The following is a 26,714-nucleotide window of genomic DNA, read 5'->3' as shown; positions in this document are numbered from 1 at the left end:
AAATATTATTAAACAATCGTTCCGTATAAATCGAAATCTTCTGCTCTATCTATATTCACGTTAACAAAACTTCCGTTTGCGGCATAACCTGTGCTTGCATCAATTAAAACTTCATTATCAACCTCAGGCGAATCAAATTCTGTTCTGCCTACAAAGAAATCGCCTTCTTTTTTATCAACTAAAACTTTAAAGGTTTTACCAACTTTTTCCTGGTTAATATCAAATGAAATGCCTTGCTGAATTTCCATAATTTCATCAACGCGTTGTTGCTTAACTTCTTCAGGTACATCGTCAACTAAAGTGTGTGCATGTGTTTTTTCTTCATGGGAATAGGTAAAGCAGCCTAAACGATCAAATTTAGTTTCTTCAACCCAAGCGGCCATTTCTTCAAAATCTTGCTGTGTTTCGCCCGGGTAACCACAAATGAGTGTTGTACGCATGGCGATATTCGGCACTTTATCTCTAATTTGGTTTACTAAATCGATCGTTTTTTGTTTTGTGGTTCCTCTACGCATCGATTTTAGCATGTTATCTGTAATGTGTTGTAAAGGCATATCCAGATATTTACAGATGTTTTCACGCTCATTCATGGCATCTAAAATCTCCATTGGAAAACCTGAAGGATAAGCATATTGTAGACGAATCCATTCAATACCCGGAACATCAGATAGTCGGCGCATCAACTCGTCCAATTTGCGAACGCCGTATAAATCTAAACCGTAGTAAGTTAAATCCTGAGCGATAAGAATAAGTTCTTTAGTACCGTTTTTTGCTAAAATCTTAGCTTCGTTAACCAATTCTTCCATTGGCTTGCTCATGTGTTTTCCACGCATCAGCGGAATAGCACAAAATGAACACGGGCGGTTACAACCTTCGGCAATTTTAAAATATGCAAAGTGCGATGGTGTAGTTAGTAAACGTTCGCCGATTAATTCATGCTTGTAGTTTGCACCAAGTTCGTGTAAGATGTTTTGTAAATCGTTAGTACCAAAAAAAGCATCAACGTTAGTAATTTCTGATTCTAATTCTGGCTTGTAGCGCTCGGATAGGCAACCGGTAACAACCACCTTGCTAATTTTACCAGCTTCTTTAAGTTCGCTGAACTGCAAAATTGTATCAATAGACTCTTGCTTTGCATTATCAATAAAACCGCAGGTATTGATTACTACAATATCATCTTTGCCCATCTTATCAGATTCGTGCATAACGTTTAGGTTATTGCCACGCAACTGGCCCATCAATACTTCAGAATCGTAAATATTTTTAGAGCAACCTAATGTAATCACATTGATTTTAGGCTGTTTAATAGGTGATTTTTTTATTGTTTTGGTATTCATCTTTTACACTTAATCTATACTATAATGCTTTTTTACACCACGTCATTGCGAGGCACGAAGCAATCTCATAAAAAACTAAAAGATTGCTTCGTGCCTCGCAATGACGACCGTGTTATTACTTAAACAAACTATTTACAAATTCCTTCTTATCAAAAAGCTGTAAATCGCCTATTTTCTCGCCAACACCAATATATTTTACCGGAATTTTAAACTGGTCTGAAATACCGATTACGACGCCGCCTTTAGCTGTACCATCTAATTTTGTTATGGCCAAGGCATTTACATCAGTAGCTTCAGTAAATTGCTTGCATTGTTCAAAAGCATTTTGCCCGGTTGAAGCATCCAGAACCAATAAAATTTCATGCGGCGCATTTGGTACAACTTTTTGCATAACCTGCTTAATTTTACCAAGCTCGTTCATCAAACCAATTTTATTATGTAAACGACCGGCGGTATCAATAATTACCACATCTTCGTTATTGGCTACAGCCGATTGTAAAGTATCGAAAGCTACAGAGGCTGGATCAGAACCCATTGCCTGCGCAACAACACGCACGCCAACTCTTTCGCCCCAAAGTTTAATTTGGTCTACAGCAGCGGCACGAAATGTATCAGCGGCCCCTAAAACAACCTTTAAATTTGCTTCTTTTAATTTGTGGGCAAGCTTGCCAATCGTTGTCGTTTTGCCAACGCCATTTACACCCACAACCATAATCACATATGGTTTATGGTCGCCGTATTCAAACTGACGAAAATCATTGCTGTTATTTTCAGATAACAATAATTGAATTTCATCACGAAGCAAAAAGTTTAATTCGGAAGTAGAAAGGTATTTATCGCGGGCTACGCGTTCTTCAATTCTACCAATAATTTTTAATGTGGTTTTTACGCCAACATCAGAAGTTACCAGAACTTCCTCCAAATTATCGAGTACTTCATCATCAACAGAAGATTTACCTGCAACAGCCTTAGTTATTTTATTAAAAAAACCATCTTTAGTTTTTTCTAAACCTTTGTCTAAAGCTTCCTGAGCTTCAGGTGCAGTTTCTTTCTTTTTGAAAAAATCGAATAAACCCATATTAAAATTTTATATAACAAAAAAAGCCCTTCCGGTTAAAACGGAACGGCCTTTAATATTTTTATCAATATTAAAAAATATTAACCTTATTTAGATGCAATAGCATCTTTTACGTGGTCGTTGTGTACGATAAGTTCTTTGAATGAGTAAGCACCAGTTTTTGGTGATTTAACCATTGTAATCACTTTCGAATATTCTTTACCTGTACCTGTTTTAAGGGTTGCAACTACTTTCTTTGCCATGTTCTTATAATTTTAATGATTGAATTGGAGAATGTTAGAATGAGTGAATTTAATCAGCCATTAAATCAATCTAATTATCAATTATTTTATCTCTTTGTGTACGGTTACTTTTCTCAATACTGGGTTGAATTTTTTCAATTCTAAACGCTCAGTAGTGTTTTTACGGTTCTTTGTAGAAATATATCTAGACATACCTGGCATGCCACTTTCTTTATGCTCAGTACATTCTAAAATAACCTGAACTCTGTTACCTTTTTTTGCCATTTTAATATAAATTGTAAACTGTTAATCTCAACAGTTAATGTTTTTTACAAAAATCCTTTTTTAACGAAACGATTAATCGCCTCGTTGATACCCACTTTATTGATGGTTTTAATCGCTGAAGTAGAAACTTTCAACGTAATCCAACGGTCTTCTTCAGGGATATAAAATTTCTGAAGTTTCAAATTAGGATAAAATTTGCGTTTAGTTTTAACGTTTGAGTGTGAAACGTTATTACCTACCATTGCCTTTTTTCCTGTTAAATCACAAACTCTTGACATGACTTGTAAATATAGTTGTTAAATATCGTCCGCTTAATTTTTTTAAGAGTGTGCAAATATCTGAATAATAATTGTAAACAGCAAGAGCGTGGCTAAAATTTTTCATATATTTTTTATTTCCGCTTGCCATATTCATTTTGATACGATTTCAACATTTATCGTTACTATTATTTCATTAAATTAGCCGATACTAACAAAGATATAAACGAGCAATGCAAATTACATCCTTTAAACAATACGAAGAAGATTATAAGAAGAGCGTAGAAAACCCCGAACAATTTTGGGGAGAAGTTGCACAAAACTTTCAATGGCGGAAACCTTGGTTTAAAGTGCTGTCCTGGAATTTCGAAGAACCAAACATTAAATGGTTTGAAGGCGCAAAATTAAATATAACTGAAAATTGTTTAGACAGGCATTTAGCTACAAACGGCGATAAACCTGCCATTATCTGGGAGCCGAATAATCCAGAGGAAGAATCTGTAACCTATACTTATAAAATGTTGCACGAACGCGTTTGCCGTTTTGCAAATGTTTTAAAGAGAAACGGGGCTAAAAAAGGTGATCGTATTTGCATTTACATGCCAATGGTTCCAGAACTGGCCATTGCAGTTTTAGCTTGTGCCAGAATTGGGGCGGTGCACTCTGTAATTTTTGGTGGTTTTTCTGCAAAATCTATTGCCGATAGAATTAACGATTCGCAATGTAAACTGGTTATTACTGCCGATGGTGCTTATCGTGGAAATAAACAAATTCCACTTAAAGATGTGATTGATGATGCCTTAATTGGTTGCCCTACTGTTGAAAAATGTATTGTTTTAACACATGTTCGTACACCGGTTTCGATGTTGAAAGGAAGAGATGTTTGGTGGGAAGATGAAGTAAAACACGTAAACGATGTTTGTGAAGCCGAAGAAATGGATGCAGAGGATATGCTATTCATTTTGTATACCTCGGGCTCAACTGGCAAGCCTAAAGGCGTTGTGCATACTTGCGGTGGCTATATGGTTTATGCGGGTTACACATTTACAAACGTGTTTAATTATCAGCCTGATGAAGTCTATTTCTGTACCGCAGATATTGGTTGGATTACTGGTCACTCATACATCGTTTATGGTCCGCTTTCTCAAGGGGCAACTTCGGTTCTGTTCGAGGGTATTCCAACTTATCCAAGTCCTTCTCGTTTTTGGGATATTGTAGAAAAACACAAAGTGAATACACTTTATACAGCTCCAACAGCTATTCGTTCTCTAATGAGTTTTGGTGATGACCCATTAAATGGGAAAGACTTAAGTTCGATTAGAGTTTTAGGTTCTGTTGGTGAGCCAATTAATGAGGAAGCATGGCATTGGTTTGATGAAAAAATAGGCAAAAGCAAAGCACCAATTGTTGATACCTGGTGGCAAACAGAAACCGGTGGAATTATGATTTCGCCAATTGCTACAGTTACACCAACAAAACCTAGTTATGCAACTTTGCCATTACCGGGGATTCAACCAATTTTGGTTGATGAAAACGGAAAGGAAATTGAAGGTAATGATGTAAGTGGAAACCTTTGCATAAAATTCCCTTGGCCAGGCATGCTTAGAACTACTTATGGCGACCACGAACGCTGTAAACAAACTTATTTCTCTACCTACGAAAATCTTTATTTTACTGGTGATGGCTGTTTGCGTGATAAGGATGGTTATTATAGAATTACCGGTCGAGTAGATGATGTTTTAAACGTTTCCGGACATAGAATTGGTACTGCAGAGGTAGAAAATGCAATTAACATGCATGCTGGTGTTGTAGAAAGTGCGGTTGTTGGTTATCCGCATGATGTAAAAGGGCAGGGGATTTATGCTTTTGTTATTAATCCTGAAATGCATGGTGAAGCAGAATTAACCAAGAAAGATATTTTGCAAACTGTGACAAGAGTTATTGGCGCAATAGCCAAACCAGATAAAATATTATTTGTTTCAGGTTTACCTAAAACACGCTCTGGTAAAATCATGCGTCGTATTTTACGTAAAATAGCCGAAGGCGATACTTCGAATTTGGGTGATACTTCTACACTTTTAGATCCAGCTGTTGTGGAGGAAATTATTGAAGCTTCGAAGAATTTGAAGTAAACCTAATTGGCTTATAAATAAAAATGCCTCCCGAAATATTTCGGAAGGCATTTTTTGTTAAAGAGAAATTTTCTAATATCCTGGATTTTGAGTCAAATTTTTGTTAGCATCCATTTCTCTCTGCGGAATTGGAAATACTAAAGAATTTGAATTCCAGGCTAATGAACCAATGTTGGTTTGCGTTCTTTTAGCGTCGTGCAAAGCAAAACCTTCAAAAGCAAGTTCTAATTTTCTCTCGTTAAGAATGTTCGCTAAAGTTACAGTCGTAGTTGTTAAACCAGCTCTACTTCTAACAACACTTAAATCTTGCAAAGGTGTTCTACCCCCAACTGGTGCGGCGGGTGCCAAACGAGCATTACATTCAGCTCTAACTAAATACATTTCAGCCAATCTTATAACCGGAACATTTCCATAAACGTTAGCATATTTTGATGTAAACATATCGCCGTCATCATAAAAAGCATTAAGTCGGTCATCTCCCGCAACATAATTATTGTCTATCCAGGTTTGAGATATAACGGCATCGCCTCTACCTCCATAACTCGACGAACCATAAAATTCGTTATATCCGTTGAAACCAGTTAATGTTGTAACCTGCATTGCAAAAACATCTTCAGTTGTATTTACTCCTGGAGTTGAACCCATACTAGGAAATGCATCAAGATAGGTTGATGTTAAGCTATAGTTACCAGACGTAATTACGCGATTGGCTGCTGCTGCCGCTGCTGCATAATTGCCCATCTGTAAGTAAACTCTTGCCAGCATTGCTGCTGCAGAAAATTTTGTTGCAAAAAATCCATTAGTCGCCGGCAACTTAGCTTCAGCTTCAGTTAAATCAGCGATAGCTTGTGTGTAAACTGCAGCAACAGTAGCTCTGGTTACATAACTTGCTTCTGTAATTGCTGTAGTTGGTGTTAATATGATTGGCACACCCAAATTTGATGTAGGGCTGCCATCATTGTAAGCTTTACCAAATAATCTTACTAAATCGAAATATGCTGCTCCTCGTATAAATTTTGCTTCTCCTTCTACTTTGTTCTTCTTAGCAGCATCTACTTTAGAAATGGCTGCTAGCACATTGTTTGCATCATTTATTGCAGTATAACCAGCAGACCAAACATTGTTTACGAAGGTGTTTGTTTTTAATAAGGATTTATTTATAGTTTGAGTCAATTCCTCATAAGTGCCATACCATTCTATCGCGTCTGTATTTGCTAAGAAATCAGCCATTAAAAAGGGGCGACCTCCATAAAAATTTCTGCTTCCTAATGCAGAATAACTTCCAACAAGGGCAACTTCAACATCTTTTGACGTAAGTAGTGCCTGACCTTGTTCTATTGTATCAACAGGATTTAATTCTAATGCTTTCTTACAAGATGATACTGCTGCAAGCAAAGTTGATGCGAGAATTAAATTATATATATATGTCTTTTTCATAATGATTCTCATTTAAATTATAGGCCAATGTTTAAACCGAAAGAAATAACTCTTGGCTGTGGAGCTGAATAAAAATCAACACCTTGGTTGATATTTGTTGATTGATAATCTGCATTAACCTCAGGATCCCAGCCTTTATAACCTGTAATAGTAAGTAAGTTTTGGGCTGTTGCAAATATTCTTAATTTACTAAGCTTAATTTTAGTTAAGATACTAGACGGAAAAGTATAGCCTAACGACAATGTTTTTAAACGTACATAAGAACCATCAGATAAATATCTTGTAGAATTTCCTGTTCCATTTGCGTAAAACAAACGAGGTTCAGGAACTAGTGTAACATCACCAGGAGCATTCCAATAAGCACTTTGGTCTGCAGTTTGGTTATCATAACCATTTGAACCACTTGCACTCATGTATTGACCACCTGCATTAAAAATTTTATTGCCAGTTACACCTTGGAAGAAAACACCTAAATCAAAATCCTTCAAAGAGAAGGTATTGTTAAAGCCAAATAAATACTTTGGATTTGGATTCCCTGCGAAGATTCTTTGTGCTTGGTTAATATCATTTGTTATTGTTCTATCGATATTACCACCTGGAAGAACTGTGTTTTTATAATAAGTCGCATCACCATTGGCCGGATTTACACCAGCGTATTCTGGTAAATAAAATACACCAATTGGCTGTCCGCTAACTGCAGCGTTAATTTCATTCGAGTTTAATACTTGTCCACCCAAATCGGTAATCTTATTGTTGTTTATTGATGCAGTTATTGCCGTCGACCATTTGAATGCACCTACAAAGTTTTCAGAATTAATTCCTAATTCGAAACCATTGTTTTCTAGTTTTCCTAAATTTTGAGTTTTTACAGCAAAACCTGTTGTTTGCGGAATTGGAACATTTAATAAAAGTTCTGTTGTTTTCTTTTTATAATAGTCAAATGAACCAGAAATTCTATTTTTAAGAATACCAAAATCCAAACCTAAATCTAACTGCGTTGTTTTTTCCCAGGTTAAATCAGGATTGGCAATTTGAGATGGTATTTGACCTGCAGAACCACCGTAAGCGCCTGTTCCGCTAAATAATCCTCTCGCAGAATAATTTCCGATTTCGGCATTACCAGTTAAACCATAACTTGCTCTAATCTTTAGTAGGCTTACGGTTTCGCTATCTTTAAGAAAATCTTCTTCAGACATAATCCAGCCCAATGAACCTGCCGGGAAATAACCATATTTATTATTTGCTCCGAAACGGGATGAACCATCAGCTCTTACGCTCACGCCAATTAAATATCGATCATTATATTTATAGTTGGCTCTGAAAAAGTATGATAAGAAACTAAAAGCACCTTCATTGCTTGTGGCTGTAACTTTAGTAGCCGCACTACCAAGTTTTATATAAGCATCACTTGGGAAATCTTGTCCTTCAATTGTGCTGTATTTAGTTGTCGATTTCTGATAACTTGTACCCAAAATAGCATCGAACTTGCTTTTTTCTCCAAAGCTTGTATTATAGCTGAAAAAGTTGTTCGTATTCGAATTCATTACAAATGTTGAAATGTTTACGCCATCTCCGTTTGATGTTCCAGTATTTCTAAAAGTCAAAGCGCCATAATAAGCTTCCTCATTTTGGTTTAAGTTGTCAATTGAAAATTCTGAAGTAAACTTCAAGCCCTTAGCAATATTGACATTAGCAAAAGCTTTACCGATTGTACGGTAAACTGTTGCTTTATAAGATGCGTTATCAATACCAATGAATGGATTATAATATACAGGATAATTAGTCGCAGCTCCTGGTAATGTACCACTAATTAGACCAGATCTTGGATCGATAAAAGGCGTGATCGGAGACAACGCAACAGCTTGCAATGGACTTGAGAACGCATTATCGTTTGATAGTCTATTATTTATACTGTTTGAGAAGTTTACATTCACACCTAATTCAATGAAATCAGTCACCTTATTTGTTAAATTTAATCTTCCGCTGTAACGCTTGTAGCTATTGCCAACAATAATACCATCTTGATCCATTGCTTGGCCACCAATGTAGAATTTGGTTTTTTCATTGCCGCCAGTTAAGTTCAAATCATATTGTTGAGTAATTGGATCGTTTTGAAACGCTTCCCTTTCCCAATTTGTATTTACTTTGAATGTTTGATAATCTGTATTACCAGCCGAATATCGTAAAAGCCTATTTTCAACTATTGTTGCATAATCAGCTTTTGCTGCGGCTAAAGTTGGATAATCTCCATTTAAAAAGTCTTGGTTTGCAGCTCCATCTCCAGCTCTTCTTAAAATCTGTACGTATTGTTGTGCATCCATGAAATCTCTGTGGTTTGAAGGTGTGCTGACACCTCCTAAAGCACTAAAAGTGATGCTTGTTTTACCAACTTTACCTTGTTTAGTAGTAATTAATACAACTCCGTTTGATGCTCTAGCGCCATATATAGCTGATGCGGAAGCGTCTTTTAAAACCTCAATCGATTCGATATCATTAGTATTAATATCTGCCAAAGCACTTGTCGGAGCCGTAGTTCCAGAAAAATCTCCAGAGGTAATTGGAATACCATCAACAACATATAAAGGTTCGCTACCAGCTGTAACTGATGCCGCACCCCTAACCCTCACAGTTATACCTTGCCCAAGCTTTCCATTTTGTGCAGAAATTAAAACACCTGAAGCTTTACCTTGCAAAGCTTGTTCAAAGGTTGTTACAGGCAAATTTTCTAAATCTTTAGCTTTTACAGACGCTACAGAGCCAGTCAAATCTTTCTTGATTTGCGTTCCGTAACCTACCACAACCACATCGGTTAAGGTTGTATTATCTTCATCCAGGCTTGCATTTACACTTGCACCTCTAATTGCAAGTTCTTTGGTTTTATAACCGACAAAGGTAAAGACGAGTGTAGTTGCGTTCTGGGCAACAGTTAATTTGTAATCGCCAGATGCATTAGTTTGTGTACCGTTAGATGGTGTTCCCTTAACGTACACGCTTACTCCAGGCAGAGGCTCACCTGTGCCAGAAGTTACCTTTCCGCTAATTGTTCTGTCTTGTGCAAAAACAGAAAAAATAACGCAAAAGGACAAAAAGAAACTTAATAGTAGTTTTTTCATCAAATTGTTAGTTTAGTTAATAAAGTTTAATTGATAGGAAATGAAGCTGTAATGTAACAAAATTACGAGAAATATCATTCCTAATTTGTTTAAATTATCAATGACTAAGCGAAATTTTATAGATTTTGTAAACAAACTCTCGATTGGTGGGTTATAATTATGAATGCATTAATTAATAACATATAAATAATAATAAAATGGATAAGTTAGAATTAAAGGGAAAATGGAATGAGATAAAAGGGAAAGTTAAACAGACATATGCAGATTTAACGGATGATGATTTGAAGCATGAAGAAGGAAAAGACGACGAGTTATTAGGTAAGCTTCAGCAAAAAACCGGCAAGGGAAGAGATGAACTTGTTAAATGGATTAATTCTTTGTAGAATTTATTTTAATGATTTTAGAAACAGGCAATCAATTTTGGTTGCCTGTTTTTGTATATTGTGGCTTCCTCCTTAAATATTTTCTTTAGATTTATAGGCATCCTATAGTTATCTATCCAAATATTTGAATTTTTTATGAGTAAGGTGTGGCTACTATTTAGCATATGTTTTTCTGCTTTTACGTATTCTTTTGTTCAGGCAAAGAAAAATAACGCAGAGGTATCATTTTATTACCAACAGTTAGATAACAGAAATGGATTATCAAATAGTTCTATAAACAGTATTTTTGTAGATACAGATCAGCTTTTATGGATAGGAACCTGGGATGGTTTAAATCGGTATGATGGAACAAAATTTAGTGTTTACAATCATAACATCGCAAAAGCTAAAAGCAGTATTGGTAGCAATGTTATTCAATCTATTAATGAGGATACGCATAAAAACATCTGGATAAATACCATTGGCGGTATTTCTCGTTACAATAAAATTAGTGGTAAGTTTTACAGATATTTTTACCGTAATACTAATAATCAAAAAGTTAGCGAAAATCAATATGAACTGGTTGTAAATAGCAACGGAGCTGTTTTTTGCTATTCAGCAGATGGGAATTTAACAAAATATAATGTTAAAGATGATAAGTTTGAGCGTTATCATTATTTCGGTGGGAACGAAGGCATAGTAAAAATGTGTTTTAACGGAAAATCACTATATTATCTTAATAAAAAAGGTGAATTAATAATTGCTAACACCTTTCATGATAAACTCACAATAGTAAAAAAATATGCTTCATCAATCGGAATTAATAATTTTTTTCTGGTTAATGGTAAGCTAATTTATTCCCTTAACAACGATAGCCATTTTTTGGCAGGTGATGATAACCAAAATCATCAGATTAATATTTCTCATAAAAAAATCAAAGCAATATGTTACTATCAAAATAGCTATGTAGTTGCCTGGGAGAATCAGGGTATTAGCGTATATGATGTAGATTTTAAGGAAACGGAATTGTTAAAAAAGGAATCACATTTATTAGAAAACTTAAGAATTACAGCATTAAATGTTACGCAAAACAAAATTTTGTGGCTCGGAACAGATGGAAATGGTTTAATTCAAATATATCCTAAAGAAAATTTATTTGGTTTGGTAACCAAGTTAAATAACAGCAATATAAATAAACCAATTAGAGCATTTACAGAAGTTGATGATAACCTGTGGGTAGGAACAAAAGGTAGTGGAATATTGATTTTTAATGATTTTTGGAAAAAGGGAAATGAGATTGCCAGAAATGGAAAAATCGACTTAAATAATGGTTTAGAGAATAACTCTGTATTTGCTATAAAACGAGGTTTAGACCAACTAATTTACATTGGTACTGATGGGAAAGGAATTTCGATATATGACCAGAAAACGGCTAAAACCTTTAGTTGGAAAGGTATTAGAGGCACATCGAAATTGCCAGATTTTAAATCCGTTTACACGATTATTCAGGATAAAGACAGTTCTATATGGATTGGAACGAGTGGATACGGTTTAATTCACCTAAAGGTAGAAAGAAATGCAAATGCAACCATTTCTATAAAGAAATTTAAGCAATACTATTCTTCGGAAACAGGGAAGGGTGGACCAGCAAATGATATTATTTATGCACTTGCAGATGGAAATGATGGTAGGTTGTGGATTGCCTGTAGATATGGCGGTTTAAGTGTGCTAAACAAGAAAACGCAAAAATTCAGAACTTATAAGGCTTCGGGTTACGATGGAAGTTTATCGCACAGTGATGTTTTATCTTTGTTTTATGATAAAAATGATAGATTATGGGTAGGTACAAGCTATGGTTTAAACTACTTGAGTAAATCAGAATCGTTAAAAGAAAAACCTAAATTCTCAAAAATAACAACTGAAACAGGTTTGCCCAACAATACCATTCATGCCATTAACGAAGATAATAAAGGCAATATTTGGCTCAGTACGAGTAAAGGATTAGCAAAGTTAAATCCAGTAAATAATAGCATTGCAAATTACCAGCATAGCGATGGTTTACAAAGTAATGAGTTTAGTGATGGTGCTGTGCTTAAATCTAAAACCGGAAACCTCTTATTTGGAGGGATTTATGGTTTTAATTATTTCATGCCACAAGATATTGTAGAAAACAAAACACAACCAAATCTCCTGATAACCGACCTACAAATGGGCGGAATCAAATTCGAAAATAATCAATATCTTATTGTAAAATCTATTTATGAAAATGCTGAAACATTTACGTTAGACAGGAAAAATAATTTTTTTCAGTTTTCTTTTAATGCATTAAATTATTTCAACGCATCAAAAAACGAATTTGCATATAAACTGGAGGGTTTGGATAATACATGGCGCTATACAGGTACAAATGGAGAAATCGCATACTATAATATCCCGGCAGGTAAGTATAAATTAATGGTTCGCTGGAGTAATGGTGAAGGGATTTGGACTCAGGATATCATCGCATTAAACATCATCGTAAAACAATATTTTTGGCTAACACTCCCTGCTTATTTAACATATTTTCTCCTCTTGATATTTGGTGGTTATGCGTTTCATCTATACAGAAAAAATAAGCTGGAGATGAAATTTAAGCTTGAAAGAGAATATTTATTCAGGCAAAAGGACGAAGAAACCCATCGCCAAAGGATTAATTTTTTTACTAACATTGCACACGAGATTCAAACACCTTTAACGTTGATAATGGGTTCGGTAGAACATATTATGCAGAAGAATGTAGAGGTAGAGAAACCGAAGGACAAGAATTACTTTCTATCGCTTGTTCATCAGCATACCGCAAGGCTTACCTATTTGGTGCAGCAATTATTAGAATTTAGAAGAGCCGAAGCGGGTTACTTAAAAAGCAATGAAGATTATTTCGACATCACGAAATTATTGGATGGTTTATCAAAGTTATTCATTCCGGTATCCGAAAAAAACAATCAACAATACAGCCGTGATATACAGCAATCTATTGCAGGTTTTATCGATAAAGATAAGTTTGAGAAAGTACTATTTAATCTTCTATCAAATGCTTTTAAACATGCGGGAAATAACGAATCAATAATATTTAAGGCACTTTACAACGAGAATAATAAAGTGCTTGAAATTGTGGTTTCTAACTCAGGCTGTAAATTAAAGGAAAGCGACCTGGATAATATTTTCCAAGAATTTCAGGTTGGTGTAGAAGCTCAATTCGAAAAGTTTAATTCCGGTATCGGTTTGGCTTTTATAAAAGAATTAATTTCGATTATGAATGGAACCATTACTGCATCTTTAAATAAAGGTTGGATTACATTTAGCTTTAAACTGAATTTAAAACAAGTTATAGAAGGAAAGGAAAATGAAGTAATTGCATCGGCTCCATCATACCTTTTCGAATCTATCTTAAAACCTTATGCAAATGAAATTTCTGCTTCTGTTGAACAAAATAATAAAGCTGCATTAATTGATACATTGAAACAAAATGCAGAACATGCGGTATTGATTGTTGAAGATGATGTTGCGCTGCGGTTTCTAATCAAAAATATCTTGAGCGAATATTATATAGTTTACGAAGCTGAAAATGGTTTGGCCGCAATGGATTTTCTAAAAAACAATACGCCAGATATTATTATAAGTGATGTTATGATGCCGCAAATGGATGGTTTGGAGCTGTGCAAATATGTTAAAACCGCACCTGCAACTTGCCATATACCTTTTATTATCCTCTCTGCAAAGGGGAGTGAAGAGCATAAAACTGAGGGGTATGAAACTGGTGCAGATGCTTACATTCCAAAACCTTTTCATGTTAATTATTTGCTAATGCGGGTACGTAAATTGTTAGATTATCGTAACCGGATGAATAGTTTGATTAAAGACGGAAATATTAATAATCACTTTGTAGATGTAGATTTAGAGCAGGGAGACAAAGAATTTTTAAACGCACTTGTAAAAGCTGTTGAAGATAATCTTGCCGAATCTGATTTGGATGCTTCTAAATTGGAAGCTGCTTTATGTATCAGCAAAATGCAACTTTATCGTAAACTTAAAACCTTGGCAGGGATGACTCCTTCTGAATTTATTAAAAGAATACGCTTAAAACACGCCGCCGTTTTATTGCAAAATTCTACGCTCAACGTATCCGAAATTTTTTATAAAACAGGCTTTAATAATAAGTCTTATTTCTTTAGAGAGTTTAAAAAAATATATCATTTTGCACCAAATGATTATCGGCAGAAACAACACGAAGGAATTTTGGATAAAGAAACTTTATAAGTAAAAACGCTGTTTTTTTTAACCATTTGCAACAATAGTGAACTAAAATGTTAATATAGTGTACTAATGTTGCACTACCGCTGGTCTATATTTGTGTACTAATCAAATATAAATCAAATGGAAAAAAACAGACGTACCTATGGATTGTTGGCTTTCTTGTTTTTAGTTATAACCGGTTTTACAAGTTATGCCCAAACTAAAGTAACAGGGAAAGTTACCGATGAATCCAATCAACCTTTGCCGGGTGTTGTGGTTGCTCAAACCAATACTCAAAACAAAACAACTACAAACGAGGATGGAATTTATGTGTTAACACTGCAAGCTGGCGGCGCACAAACCTTAACTTTTAATTACATAGGTTATAATGCAATAACGCTAAATACTAACGGTGGTAGTTTAAATGTAGCATTAAAACCTTCTTCACAAGCATTAGATGATGTTGTAGTTGTAGGTTATACTTCTCAAAAGAAAGCATCGATTACTGGTTCGGTTGCAACAGTTGATATGAATGATTTGCAAAAAACCAGAATTCCCGATGTTGCGCAGGCACTACAAGGACAGGTTGCAGGTGTATTTGTTGCAGCAAATACAGGTGCACCCGGCGATGGAATTAAAATCAGGATTAGAGGTGAAGGAACTTTAGGAAATAATGATGTACTATATGTTATTGATGGTGTTCCAACTCGTGATATATCATTTCTAAATCAAGGCGATGTAAAATCAATGACGGTTTTAAAAGATGCCGCTGCAAGTGCAATTTATGGGTCAAGAGCTGCCAATGGTGTGGTAATTATAACTACAATAAGTGGAACAAAAGGTAAGGCAAATGTTAATGTCGATTACTTTAGAGGGTTTTATCAGGCTACAAATCTGCCAAAAATGCTTAATGCTGATCAATATTTAACGGTTAAAGATAGAGCTTGGCATAATACTTTGGGCAACGCCGCAAATGCGGTAAGCCCATATCAGGCGGCAAGAAGCAGAACGGATTTGGCCGATACGGATTGGTTAGATGAATTATTCGAAACAGGTAAGTCTACCAACTTGCAAGCCTCAGTAAATGGTGGTTCTGATAATGTACAATATTTAATATCAACCGGTTATTACAAGCAAGATGGTATTGTGGTTCAAAATCACGATGGTTATGAGCGCTTTAACTTCAGATCTAATGTGAATGCTAATGTTACAGATAGATTTAAAGTTGGTACAAATCTTCAATTAAGTTTTGCCAAGCAAGATAAACTATCCTCAAGTGGCGATGTTCCGGGTGTAATTCGTCATGCTTTATTACGTCCACCGGTTTTGGGCGTATTTAAAAATGTAAACGACCCAACTTATTCTGCCGCAAATCCATATACCGATTTGCCTTTTTACACAGGTAATAATAATGGCTGGGATAAAAATTTTGAATTTAGTTCTAATCCAATCGCGATTGTAAACTTTACTAATGATAAGCGTAAAACCTTTCAAACTTTTGGAAATATTTATGGAGAATATGCTTTCTTAGGTGATAAATCTTTAACATTCCGCTCAAGTGTTGGTGTGGACATCAGTTTCTCACACAATAAAAACTTTGCGCAGAACTATGGAGATGATAACGATAACAACCCTGATGAATTGTATCCAGGTAAAGGAAGAAACAATAAACCAAATAATTTAGATGAGAATAGGGGAGAAGTAATGAATTTTACTTTTACAAACACCTTAAACTACGTAAAAACCTTCGCTGAGAAGCATAATGTAAATTTCTTAATCGGTGCCGAAAGTATCTCCAGCAAATCATCAGCAATTGGCGGTAGCAGACAAAATTTTGATAAAAGTAGTTCAGGATTTCAATATTTAGATTATGGAAGCTTAACTAATATTTATAATTCTGGTTCTGCCAGTCAGTTTAATTTGGTTTCATTTTTTAGTAGTGCATCTTACAATTACGATGGTAAATATTTTGCAACTGCAACTTTAAGGGCCGATGGTTCATCTCGTTTTGGTCCGAGTAATAAATGGGGATATTTCCCTTCTGTTTCGGCAGGATGGATGATTTCTCAAGAAAATTTCCTTAAGGATGTTAAATGGATTTCTGAATTTAAACTTAGAGGAAGCTGGGGACAGGCAGGAAATCAAGAGATTCCTAATAACACTTATCAAACTTTGGTTTCAGAATCTGGTGGCATTGTTAACGTTGTTCGTTATGGTAACCCAGATGTTAAATGGGAAACTACAACCCAAACAAATATTGGAATCGACTTTGGTATTTTAAAGAACAAACTATCTTTTACTGCCGATTATTTCAATAAGAAAACAGATGATATCTTGTTAACGGTCGGCTTACCAGCGGTATCGGTTGGTGTAATTGATAGAACTTATGTAAATGCCGGAGAAGTTACAAATAAAGGCTTTGAATTTGGCTTAAATTTCCAGAACAGAGATCGTGCTTTTAAATATAATGTAAACGCAAATATTGCAACCTTAACCAACCGTGTAAATAAATTACAGGAATTTGTTAAGAATATTATTGATGATGCTACGCATACTAAAACTGAAGTAGGAAGACCGATTAGCTCATATTATGGATTAGTGTTCGATGGTATTTACCAAACACCGGCAGAAGTAAGCAGTCATTTATTCTCCAATGCTAATGGTACTTTACCTGGTGATATTAAATTCAAAGATTTAAACGGCGATGGACAAATAAATGCTGATGACAGAACGTTTATCGGTAATCCGATACCAAAGTTTGCGTACGGTTTAGCTTTCTCTTCATCATATAAAAAATTCGACTTTTCATTCTTGCTTCAAGAGGTTCAGGATGTAGATCGTTATAATGATTTGAAACAGATTATAAATTTCGATAGTCGCCCTTTCAATTCCATGACTTCCGTTTTGGATAGCTGGAATGGTCCTGGAACAAGTAATACTTTACCTCGTTTAACATTTAACAATAATGGCGGTGGAAATGTATCAAGTGTTTTTGTTGAGGATGCATCGTATTTAAGGTTGAAAAATATTGAGGTTGGATATACATTCGATGTTAAAAAAATCGGTGTAAAAAATGTTCGCTTATATGCTTCGGGCCAAAACTTATTTACAATTACTGATTATACAGGCTTAGATCCTGAATCTACGTCATTAATTGATAAAGGAACTTATCCGCAATCAAAGGCATTTATCCTTGGTTTAAAAATTAATTTATAAACCTTTTTTAGAAAAGTATTATGAAAAAAATATTATTAATAACTGCAACAATAGGTTTTGTAACCATTACAGGTTGTAAGAAACAACTTACTACCGAAGCTGTCGGCCTAACAACACTAGAGCAGGTTAATTCTACGCCAACTTTAGGTACGGTAGAAAATTCTGTAAATTCAGCATATCAATTATTATCAAACAGACTTAACATTTTAGCCCAATGGGATTGGTCGGGTGGTCTTGTTTTTCAAAATGATTTGGTTTTACAAGATATTGCTTCTGATGATATGGAGAAAAAATGGAATCCGGATGGAGACCAGCCGTGGATGGACGATGTAAATAATTTTACATTTACCTCTACAAATGGCGGTCCTAACGGATTATGGAAATACAATTACGAAGGCATTAAGCGTTTAAATATCGCGATTGAGTTATTAACCAAATCAGATATTGAAGCCATTACAGGTATCACAACCGCTCGTAAAAATCAATTATTAGGCGAAGCTTATTTCCTGCGTTCGTATTATTATTTTTCTTTAGTTACCAATTTTGGCGATATACCATTGATTTTAAAACCAGTTAGTACATATCAAGAAGCCTTTGATGTAGCAGTTAAGGCAGATAAAAACGTCGTTTGGGATAAAATCAAATCTGACTTAACCTTAGCAAAAGGTTTATTGCCTAATGCAAAGTATAGTTCTGCTACCGAAAGATGGAGAGCAAACAGAGGTTCTGCAATCGCTTTGCTTGCTAAAAGCGCATTATACACCGAAAAATGGGCTGATGTAGTTACAAATGTTAATGAACTTCAAGCTACTGGTTTCTACGGCTTAAATGCTAATTACTTCGATAGTTTTAATCAAACCAAAGAATTTGCAGAAAACGAAGTTATCTTCTGTTATGATCATCAAAGTAATCAAAACCCATTAAAGGGTAATGGTATTTGTGCTCCACTGGGATGGGGATTCTTTGCGCCAAGCACCGATTTCTTGAACGCCTTTGAAGCAAATGATCCAAGAAAACTTTATACGGTAGATGCTCCAAATCAAAATGTAAATAAATTATTGGGTAGTACTAATGGCTCAAATAAGGGCAATGATGATGCGGCCAACAATAAAATCTACATTCGCTTTGCTGATGTTTTATTATGGAAAGCAGAAGCTCAAAATGAATTAGGGCAATATGCTGATGCGGTTGCAATCATTAATCAAATCAGAGCAAGAGCCAGAACGAGTACAAGTGCATTAGGCGTTATCCCACCTGCCGGAACTTTACCAGATAGAGCAGCATCAACAAATAAAGAAGAAATTAAAAACTGGCTTATATCTGAACGTAGAGTTGAGCTTGGTTTTGAATCTCAACGTATGCTCGATTTAAAACGTTGGAAAATTGCAAAAGCAGTTATGACTTCAAAAGGCAAAAACTTTCAGGATAAGCATTACCTGTATCCAATACCACAAGGAGAGGTTGATGCTTCTGCAGGAACTTTAAAACAAAATCCTGGTTATTAAATTGATAGGAGTCAATTAATGTCTGATTGGCTCCTATTTCAAAATTCATTTCTATAAAAAAACAACACCATCTTTTGTGTGGTATTGATAAATATTTTTAAAAATATGTCAACAGATATTGCTAATCGTTTTTCTCAAAATCCAATTCTCTCTCCCAAAGATTTAAAACCAAGTATCGAAGGTTTAGAAATTGCCTGTTTGTTAAATCCGGGTGTATTTACTTTTCAAGGTAAAACCTGGTTGTTGGTTAGAGTGGCAGAACGCCCAAAACAAGAGGACGGTATAATTTCGTTTCCGGTATTGAATGGCAATGGGATAGAAATCATCAAAATAAAAGAAAATGATCCAGAATTAATTGCAACAGACCCCAGAGTTATAACATACAAAGGTGCTGATTATTTAACCACACTTTCGCATTTAAGGTTAGTTTGTAGTGATGATGGCATTAATTTCTATCAACCAGAAGGGTATCCTTTATTACAAGGCGAAGGTGAAGATGAAACTTTTGGGATTGAAGATTGCCGTGTTGCACTAATTGAAGATACATATTACCTCACATTTACAGCAGTTTCCAGTCACGGCGTTGGCGTTGGTATGCGCACCACAAAAGATTGGAAAACTTTCGAAAAACACGGAATGGTTATTCCTCCGCACAATAAAGATTGTGCAGTTTTTGAAGAAAAAATTAATGGAAAGTTTTACGCCTTGCATCGCCCCAGCAGTGTTGATTTGGGAGGGAATTACATTTGGATTGCTCAATCGCCAGATGGCATACATTGGGGGCATAACAAATGCCTAATAAAAACCCGCAAAGGTAAATGGGATAGTAAAAGAGTTGGGGCAGGTGCAGCGCCAATTAAAACCGAAAAGGGTTGGTTAGAAATTTACCATGGTGCAAATGAAAATCATCAATACTGCTTAGGCGCTTTTTTAATGGATTTGAATGATCCAACTAATGTTCTTGCCCAAACAGATGGGCCAATTATGCAGCCACAAACACCGTACGAATTAAGCGGTTTCTTTGGTCATGTGGTTTTTACAAACGGACACATTATTACTGGCGATGAACTTACAATTTATTACGGCGCAGCCGATGAATTTGTTTGTGCAGCCAAATTTTCAATCCAAAATATTTTAGCTCAATTAAAGCCATGCGATCAGAAATAGCTCATTTTAAAAGCCAATCCTATAATTTTAAGGTGTTAACCCTTACTAATTTAATTTATAGCATTGTACTTCCTGTTATAGATATTTTTGTAGCAGCCTACGTTATGCGTAGCTCTAACGACCCAGTAAAGGTGGTGGTGTATCAATTAACCATTTATACCGGCATTCCAATCACATTTCTTATTAATGGTTACCTGTTGCGTACTTTTTCTATCAAAACCCTTTATTCTTTAGGGATGATGTTGAGCGGTATTTCGATGATGGTAATGATGTCTTTAACTACATTAGATACAGTTGGTATCGGCATCGCTGGTTTAATTATGGGAATGTCGTTCGGATTTTATTGGGCAAATAGAGATTTTTTAGCCCTGGCTATGACAAATGATGACAATAGAAATTACTACTATGGTTTGGAAACGTTTTTTTATACCATAATTGCTATCATTATTCCATTCTCAATTGGTGCATTTATAGAATATCAATCTGCAATAAGTGGCAATGCTCAGTTAGCCTATCGTATAGTTACTGGATTTGTGGTATTTATAACCATTTTAGCCTCCATCATGTGTTTTAGAGGCAACTTTACCAATCCTACAGAAAAAAAGTTTGTCTATTTTAAGTTCGATCCTTACTGGTATAAATTATTGAGATTGGCAAGTTTAAAAGGATTAGTACAAGGGTTTTTAGTAACAGCTCCTGCAATGTTAATTATGTTATTGGTAGGCAAGGAGGGAGCGCTTGGTACTGCACAATCTGTTGGTGCAATTATCGCCGCATTTGTTATGTACATCATCGGACGTAAAACATCACCAAAACATAGAGTTTATGTGTTCGGTGCAGGTTTATTATTGTTTGCGATAGCGGCAGTAATTAATGGAATTTTGTACAACAGTACAGGCGTAATTATCTTTATGTTGCTATTGTTGCTGGCAAAGCCTTTATTAGATATTGCGTATTATCCTATACAGTACAGTGTTATTGATATTTTAACCAAAAAAGAGAAACGTAGTGAATTTGCTTACATTCTAAATCATGAAGCGGGTTTGTATATTGGTCGTTTAGTTGGTGCCGGAACATTTTTAGTTTTGGCTTATTCATTTTCCGTAGAAATTGCCTTACGTTACGCCATTGTAATTGTTGCTATTTTGCAACTTGCTTCATTTTGGGTTGCAAAAGATATTATAAAGCAGGGCAAAATCGAAAGTGTAGATAACGCACCAATTCTGAGTGAGGAGGCTCCAAGTCTTATTGCTCCAATAACCAACTAGCATATTCTAATCAATTATGAGGATTACAAAATTACTAATAGCATTATTACTATTGTCAGGTTCTAACTTAGCTATAGCTCAAGTTAAACAATTATCTCTAAACAGAGTTGATGAAATGGCAGATGTTCCCCAACCTTTGAAAATTATTGATTGGAAGTTAATGGCTCAGAATTTCGACAAAACCATTTACGACTTTAATGCTAAGGGAGAACACTGGCCTATGGTTTGGATAGATAGTACCAATAAAAATTTTAATCAACCTGCATTAGGCATTTATACAGCAGTGGGTGATGTTCGTCAGGGAAAGCAGCATAATAAGGGTATGTTTCATGAAGCATTGGCGAATATGGGCGCAGTAATGGGGGCAAGTTTAATTGGCATCGATAAGCGAAACCAGAAAAGTATGAATTATGTTGCTATGCTGAAAAACTATTTCAACCGCGATACCAAATGGAATATTATGATGAATAATACGGCTCCGGAGGTTGCACTTTTGGGTGGTGGTTATGGCAGAGATTGGTGGTACGATGTATATCCTAATGTACTCTTTTATGCAATTTGCGAGCAATATCCTGAAGAAAAAGATTTTGATTGGATTGCTAAAAGTATAGCTGAAAAATTTTTTAAAGCCGATTCGATTTTGAACGGAAACTACAACTATTCATATTTCGATTATGCACAAATGAAACCCATGACAAACCAAATTTGTGCACAGCCAGATGCGGCTGCCGGACATGCCTGGGTGTTATATTCTGCTTATAAAAAATTTGGCGATAAACGCTATTTAAAAGGTGCAATAAGTGCCATGAATGCTTTGGAAAGTAACAAAATCAATCCAACATACGAATTGCTGATGCCATTTGGCGCTTATTTGGCTGCAAGAATGAATGCAGAACAGGGAACAGATTTCGATGTTCATAAACTTATGGGCTGGACATTCGACGGTACTGCCGTTTGCCGTGAAGGTTGGGGTGTTTTAACCGGGAAATGGAATGGTTATGATATTTCTGGCGTAGTTGGTAGTACGGTAGACCACGGCGGTTATGGCTTTTTAATGAACACTTTTGATGCGGCATGGCCATTGGTTCCAACGGTTCGTTATAACCCGGCTTATGCAAATGCAATTGGTAAATGGATGCTGAATGCGGTAAATGCTTCTCGCTTTTTTTACCCGCAATATATGCCTGCTGATAGACAAACCATACCACAATTTGAATCGGTTACGAAAGGTGTAATTGCTTACGAGGGTTTTGCAAAAACCTCTACATTCGATACTCTATATGTGGATAAAAAAAGCCCGGTTGCACAGGGAGATGGCCCAAAATGGGTGCCGGGCAAAAATCCGGATGTTTCGCAATTTAGTGTTTACGGAAGTGGGCATGTTGGCATCTTTGGCGCAATTGTAGAAAAAACCAATATCGAAGGTATATTAAAACTTGATGTTTTAGCAACTGATTTTTATAAAGAAAAAGCTTATCCAACTTATTTAATATACAATCCTTATAACCTACCTAAAACAATTAATTACAAGGTTAAAACTAAAAAGAAAGTAGATTTATATGATGCCGTAGCGCAGAAAGTTATTGCTAAAAATGCATCAGCAGTTACTAAGGTGATTGTCGGTAAATCAAATTCTGTTTTAATTGTAGAAATACCTGCAGGTAGTAAACTAAGCAATTTAAATTCTAAACTATTGGCTAACGGTATCGTAATCGATTATCAAAAGAAATAGTTTAAAATCATGTAATTCTTTGGGTTTTTGTTTTCGCAGGGCGGATTTTTGTTTCTAAACCCGACAGCAGCGGCAGCCCGTCCCGAATTTATTTCGGGATTACAAGGGCTATAGCGAATGGCGGGACTGGTGTTAACGATGAAATGCTAAACGCCAATTTCCAAATCATTAATAATTGACAAACTCGAAATTTTAAGCAAAAAAAAAGCGTTCCGAAATTAACCGGAACGCTTTTTTTATGCGATTTCAACATTCAAACCTTTCAACTTTTGAACATTAAAACATCAATCTAATACCCAAAAATCTGTTCTAATGTTAATGTGGTAACATTACCAAATTTCTGCATATCCTCTAATTTTACTTTTTTATCAGATGCTACGATTAAATAGCTGTAAGGCTTGTTTGCGATTTTTTGGTCGTGAAAACCTTTAATATCGCCAAACGTAATTGGTTTTAAACCTCTGTACAAATCAATTCTCGAATCGTAATCATAGCCTAATTTTTTATCTGCGAAATAGTACGTGAAAATACCATCTTTTGTAACTCTATTCGTTTCTAAAGAAGATAAAACGTTCGATTTTGCACCTTCAAATGATTTATCACTTTGTGGTAACACATTTAATAATTCATTCATTCCGTTAACAGCATCAGTCATTTTATCTGCCTGACTACCAACATAGGCAATCATGCTGTATTGTCTGTCGGCTTTATCTGGCATTTGATAAAGTGCATAAGTAGAATAAGCCAAAGCTTTAGATTCTCTGATGGTTTGGAAAACAATTGAACCCATTCCGCCTCCAAAATAGTTGTTAAATACTTCGATGTTCGGACGGTCCGTTTTATTGTATAAACCTGTATTTCTTAACCAACGAATTTCTGATTGCACCATATCGTAGTTAGCAAAATAAACTTTATTGCTATCCTGAACGGTATAATTGTAAACTTTTGCTGGTGCAGCCGGTGTAAATTCTTTAGCTAGAGCGTGTTCCTTTTTAATATCTGCAGAAAAAGCCTCAACATCTTTTGGTCCGAAATAAGTAATTACGTGCTCGTAGTTGGTTAAGTTTTTCAAGAGATAAATTAAATCTTCAGCCTTCATGTTTTTAACATCCTCATTAGAAAGAACATTATTGTATGGGTTTACACTTCCATATTGTGCGTACGAAGTTAAACCAACCATAATCTGGCCTTTGTTTAATTTATTGTTTTCGCGGCTTTTTAAAATAGTATTTTTCAAATCGGCCAATGCTTTTTCATCAGGTTTAACGTTAGCCAAAATGTGCTCTACAAGATTTACAGCTTTGCTGAAATTCTCCTGTAAACCGCTAATGTTAATGGTGGTGGTTTCTGTACCAACATTTAAACTGTAAGAACAAGCGATGTTATAAAATGCCTTGCTAATTTCTTCAGCGGTATATTTATCAGTTCCTAAAAATGGTAAGTAACTTGCAGCATAAGGCAACAACTTATAATTGTTTGTGCCATGGTTAAATCTGTAAGTCATTCTGAAAATAGAATTGTCTTTGTTTTTGGTTGTTAGTACTTCAGCAATGCCTACTTTTCCAGTTGTAATGTCTTTTTTATAATCTAAGAATTTTGGCTCTAAAGGTTTAACCGGCGCATCGATAACACTTTTCACAAACGGAGAAGTTAAATTACCATTTGCATTGATTGGTGTAATTGTTGGTTTTTCTACTTTAATGGTGTTTTTATCTTCACCTTTATGTTTAAAGCCAATTACATAATTATCTTTAAAATAAGTGTTTGCAAAAGCAACAACCTGAGCTTTGGTAATTTTAGCTGTTTCTTCAATATCACCTAAGCTTTTATCCCATTTTGTACCTCTGTTTAAAATGAACTCGTTAGAAAGGTATTCGGCTCTGCTGTTATTGCTATCAAAAGCCTGTAAGAAACTGAATTTTTGATTGGCAACAATTGCTTTAATTAAATCATCATCAAACTTACCTTGTTTTAATAATTCAATTTGTTCTAATAATAACTTAGATGCTTGCTCTAAACTCTGACCTTGACGTGGCTGTGCTGATAGATTAAACACACCATAGTCTTTCATTTGCTGATAACTTGCGCTAGAACGTTGCGTTTTCTGCTGTTTGTTTAAATTTATGTCAATTAAACCAGCTTTGCCATTAAATAGAATGCTCTTTATCAAATTAAGCATTAAACTGTTTTGCGTGTTTTCTGCATAACCACGGTAATAAATTTCTACCATTTCGGCACTCGGACCATAAACATCAACTTTTTGAATTTTAGTTAATGGTTTCTCTGGAGCAGGATTGTAAAGTGTAACCGGTTTTGAAACCATGTAGCTAAACGCTTTATCCACTTTCTTAATCATTTCATCAGGATTAAAATCTCCGGTGAAAACAGCAGCCATATTATTTGGTACGTAATATTTATTATAATAATTTCTGATTTCTACCAACGATGGGTTTTTCAGATGTTCGATTGTACCAATTGTAGTTTGCTGTCCGTAATTGTGCGTTGGAAAAAGTAATTCCATCATCGCTTCATCAAGTTTATTAGGATCGCTATCTAAACCACGGTTTTTTTCTTCGTAAACAGCCTCAAGTTCTGTATGGAAAATACGGAAGATTGGTTTACGGAAACGTTCGCTCTGAATTGCTAAAAACTTATCAGTTGCGTTTGATGGAAAATCTTCATTGTAAACCGTTTCTTCGTACCAGGTGTGCGCATTTGAGGAGTTGCCTCCAATGCCCGACATCATTTTATCGTACTCGTTGGCAATAGAAAAGTTAGAAGCTTCGCCAGAAGTTTTATCAATTTCTTTGTAAATTTCTTTACGTTGAGCAGGGTCTGTAGTCTTATTGTATTTCTCGTAAAGAGCGTCAATTTTGTCTAACAATGGTTTTTCTTTGGCCCAGTTATTTGTTCCGAATTTATCCGTTCCTTTAAACAAAAGGTGCTCAAGATAGTGCGCCAAACCTGTTGCATTTTTAGGGTCGGTGTTGCTACCAGCTCTAACGCTCATGCGCCATTGTACATTTGGCTCTTTGTTGTTTGGCGATAAAATTACTGTTAAGCCATTCTTTAAGGTGTAAAATCTCGAATTCGATGGGTCGTTGGTTACATATTTATACGTGTAACCGCCAGCCGTTGCTGTTTTCCATTGGTAAGTTTGCGCTTTTACAAACGAACCTGTTACCAGAAAACAAGCAAGCGTAAATAGTTTAAATTTCATTTATTTGATTTTGGTTTATGATAACGATTTTTAAAATTTATCATAGGCTGATGTGCCATTAAATCTCAAATCGCAGGTTAATAAGTTAATTACCAAATATAAATGGTTTCTA

Annotated in this window: 16 protein-coding genes; 8 read left to right on the top strand and 8 right to left on the bottom strand. The window is 35.3% G+C overall.

Translation table 11 applies throughout. The annotated features are described in order from the left end of the window. Positions 1-8: 8 nt before the first annotated feature. From rimO to rpmB, 5 genes are all read right to left on the bottom strand, one after another. The gene (gene rimO, locus QWY86_RS10690) at positions 9-1,337 is read right to left on the bottom strand and encodes a 30S ribosomal protein S12 methylthiotransferase RimO (protein WP_290241869.1); all 1,329 of its coding nucleotides are present in this window, start codon (positions 1,335-1,337) and stop codon (positions 9-11) included. Positions 1,338-1,452: 115 nt separating this feature from the next. Further along, the gene (gene ftsY / locus QWY86_RS10685) at positions 1,453-2,415 is read right to left on the bottom strand and encodes a signal recognition particle-docking protein FtsY (protein WP_290241867.1); all 963 of its coding nucleotides are present in this window, start codon (positions 2,413-2,415) and stop codon (positions 1,453-1,455) included. 86 nt (positions 2,416-2,501) lie between these two features. Further along, positions 2,502-2,657 (bottom strand): DUF4295 domain-containing protein, encoded by a 156-nt coding sequence (locus QWY86_RS10680; RefSeq protein ID WP_010599808.1) that lies wholly within the window; start codon positions 2,655-2,657, stop codon positions 2,502-2,504. 81 nt (positions 2,658-2,738) lie between these two features. After that, positions 2,739-2,921 carry a 50S ribosomal protein L33 gene (gene rpmG, locus QWY86_RS10675; RefSeq protein ID WP_010599807.1) on the bottom strand — a complete coding sequence of 61 codons (183 nt, stop codon included), beginning with the start codon at positions 2,919-2,921 and terminating at the stop codon, positions 2,739-2,741. Between the two features lie 44 nt (positions 2,922-2,965). Next, complete coding sequence (rpmB, locus tag QWY86_RS10670) at positions 2,966-3,199, bottom strand: 50S ribosomal protein L28 (protein WP_231464193.1); 234 nt, start codon at positions 3,197-3,199, stop codon at positions 2,966-2,968. A gap of 212 nt (positions 3,200-3,411) precedes the next feature. On the opposite strand from rpmB, the gene acs reads away from it, so the two are divergent. Further along, on the top strand, positions 3,412-5,310 hold the full coding sequence (acs, locus tag QWY86_RS10665) for an acetate--CoA ligase (RefSeq protein ID WP_290241843.1): 1,899 nt from the start codon (positions 3,412-3,414) through the stop codon (positions 5,308-5,310). A gap of 72 nt (positions 5,311-5,382) precedes the next feature. On the opposite strand, the gene QWY86_RS10660 is transcribed toward acs, so the two are convergent. After that, complete coding sequence (locus QWY86_RS10660) at positions 5,383-6,747, bottom strand: RagB/SusD family nutrient uptake outer membrane protein (RefSeq protein ID WP_290241841.1); 1,365 nt, start codon at positions 6,745-6,747, stop codon at positions 5,383-5,385. Between the two features lie 17 nt (positions 6,748-6,764). Continuing rightward, positions 6,765-9,860 carry a SusC/RagA family TonB-linked outer membrane protein gene (locus QWY86_RS10655; protein WP_290241838.1) on the bottom strand — a complete coding sequence of 1,032 codons (3,096 nt, stop codon included), beginning with the start codon at positions 9,858-9,860 and terminating at the stop codon, positions 6,765-6,767. 197 nt (positions 9,861-10,057) lie between these two features. On the opposite strand from QWY86_RS10655, the gene QWY86_RS10650 reads away from it, so the two are divergent. The 7 genes from QWY86_RS10650 (at position 10,058) to QWY86_RS10620 (ending at position 23,382) form a co-directional block, all read left to right on the top strand. After that, positions 10,058-10,243, top strand: coding sequence for a CsbD family protein (locus tag QWY86_RS10650; RefSeq protein ID WP_290241836.1), 186 nt, complete (start codon positions 10,058-10,060; stop codon positions 10,241-10,243). 135 nt (positions 10,244-10,378) lie between these two features. Then, positions 10,379-14,518 (top strand): hybrid sensor histidine kinase/response regulator transcription factor, encoded by a 4,140-nt coding sequence (locus QWY86_RS10645; protein ID WP_290241834.1) that lies wholly within the window; start codon positions 10,379-10,381, stop codon positions 14,516-14,518. Positions 14,519-14,635: 117 nt separating this feature from the next. Then, the gene (locus tag QWY86_RS10640) at positions 14,636-17,710 is read left to right on the top strand and encodes a SusC/RagA family TonB-linked outer membrane protein (protein ID WP_290241832.1); all 3,075 of its coding nucleotides are present in this window, start codon (positions 14,636-14,638) and stop codon (positions 17,708-17,710) included. A gap of 20 nt (positions 17,711-17,730) precedes the next feature. Further along, the gene (locus QWY86_RS10635; protein WP_290241830.1) at positions 17,731-19,215 is read left to right on the top strand and encodes a RagB/SusD family nutrient uptake outer membrane protein; all 1,485 of its coding nucleotides are present in this window, start codon (positions 17,731-17,733) and stop codon (positions 19,213-19,215) included. 105 nt (positions 19,216-19,320) lie between these two features. Continuing rightward, entirely contained in the window at positions 19,321-20,382 is a 1,062-nt protein-coding gene (locus tag QWY86_RS10630; RefSeq protein WP_290241828.1) for a glycoside hydrolase family 130 protein, read from the top strand. Further along, on the top strand, positions 20,367-21,650 hold the full coding sequence (locus tag QWY86_RS10625) for an MFS transporter (RefSeq protein WP_290241827.1): 1,284 nt from the start codon (positions 20,367-20,369) through the stop codon (positions 21,648-21,650). Before QWY86_RS10630 ends, QWY86_RS10625 begins: the two co-directional genes overlap by 16 nt. A 16-nt stretch (positions 21,651-21,666) precedes the next feature. Beyond that, the gene (locus QWY86_RS10620; RefSeq protein WP_290241824.1) at positions 21,667-23,382 is read left to right on the top strand and encodes a hypothetical protein; all 1,716 of its coding nucleotides are present in this window, start codon (positions 21,667-21,669) and stop codon (positions 23,380-23,382) included. A 289-nt stretch (positions 23,383-23,671) separates the two neighbouring features. Here the strand turns inward: QWY86_RS10620 and QWY86_RS10615 are convergent, their stop codons facing one another. Beyond that, complete coding sequence (locus tag QWY86_RS10615; RefSeq protein WP_290241822.1) at positions 23,672-26,602, bottom strand: M16 family metallopeptidase; 2,931 nt, start codon at positions 26,600-26,602, stop codon at positions 23,672-23,674. Between the last annotated feature and the right edge of the window lie 112 nt (positions 26,603-26,714).

It is taken from the genome of Pedobacter aquatilis (genome assembly GCF_030409415.1).
GTDB lineage: Bacteria > Bacteroidota > Bacteroidia > Sphingobacteriales > Sphingobacteriaceae > Pedobacter > Pedobacter aquatilis.
The sequence above is the reverse complement of the archived record's forward strand: the minus strand, read 5'-3'. Positions and strand labels throughout refer to the sequence as shown.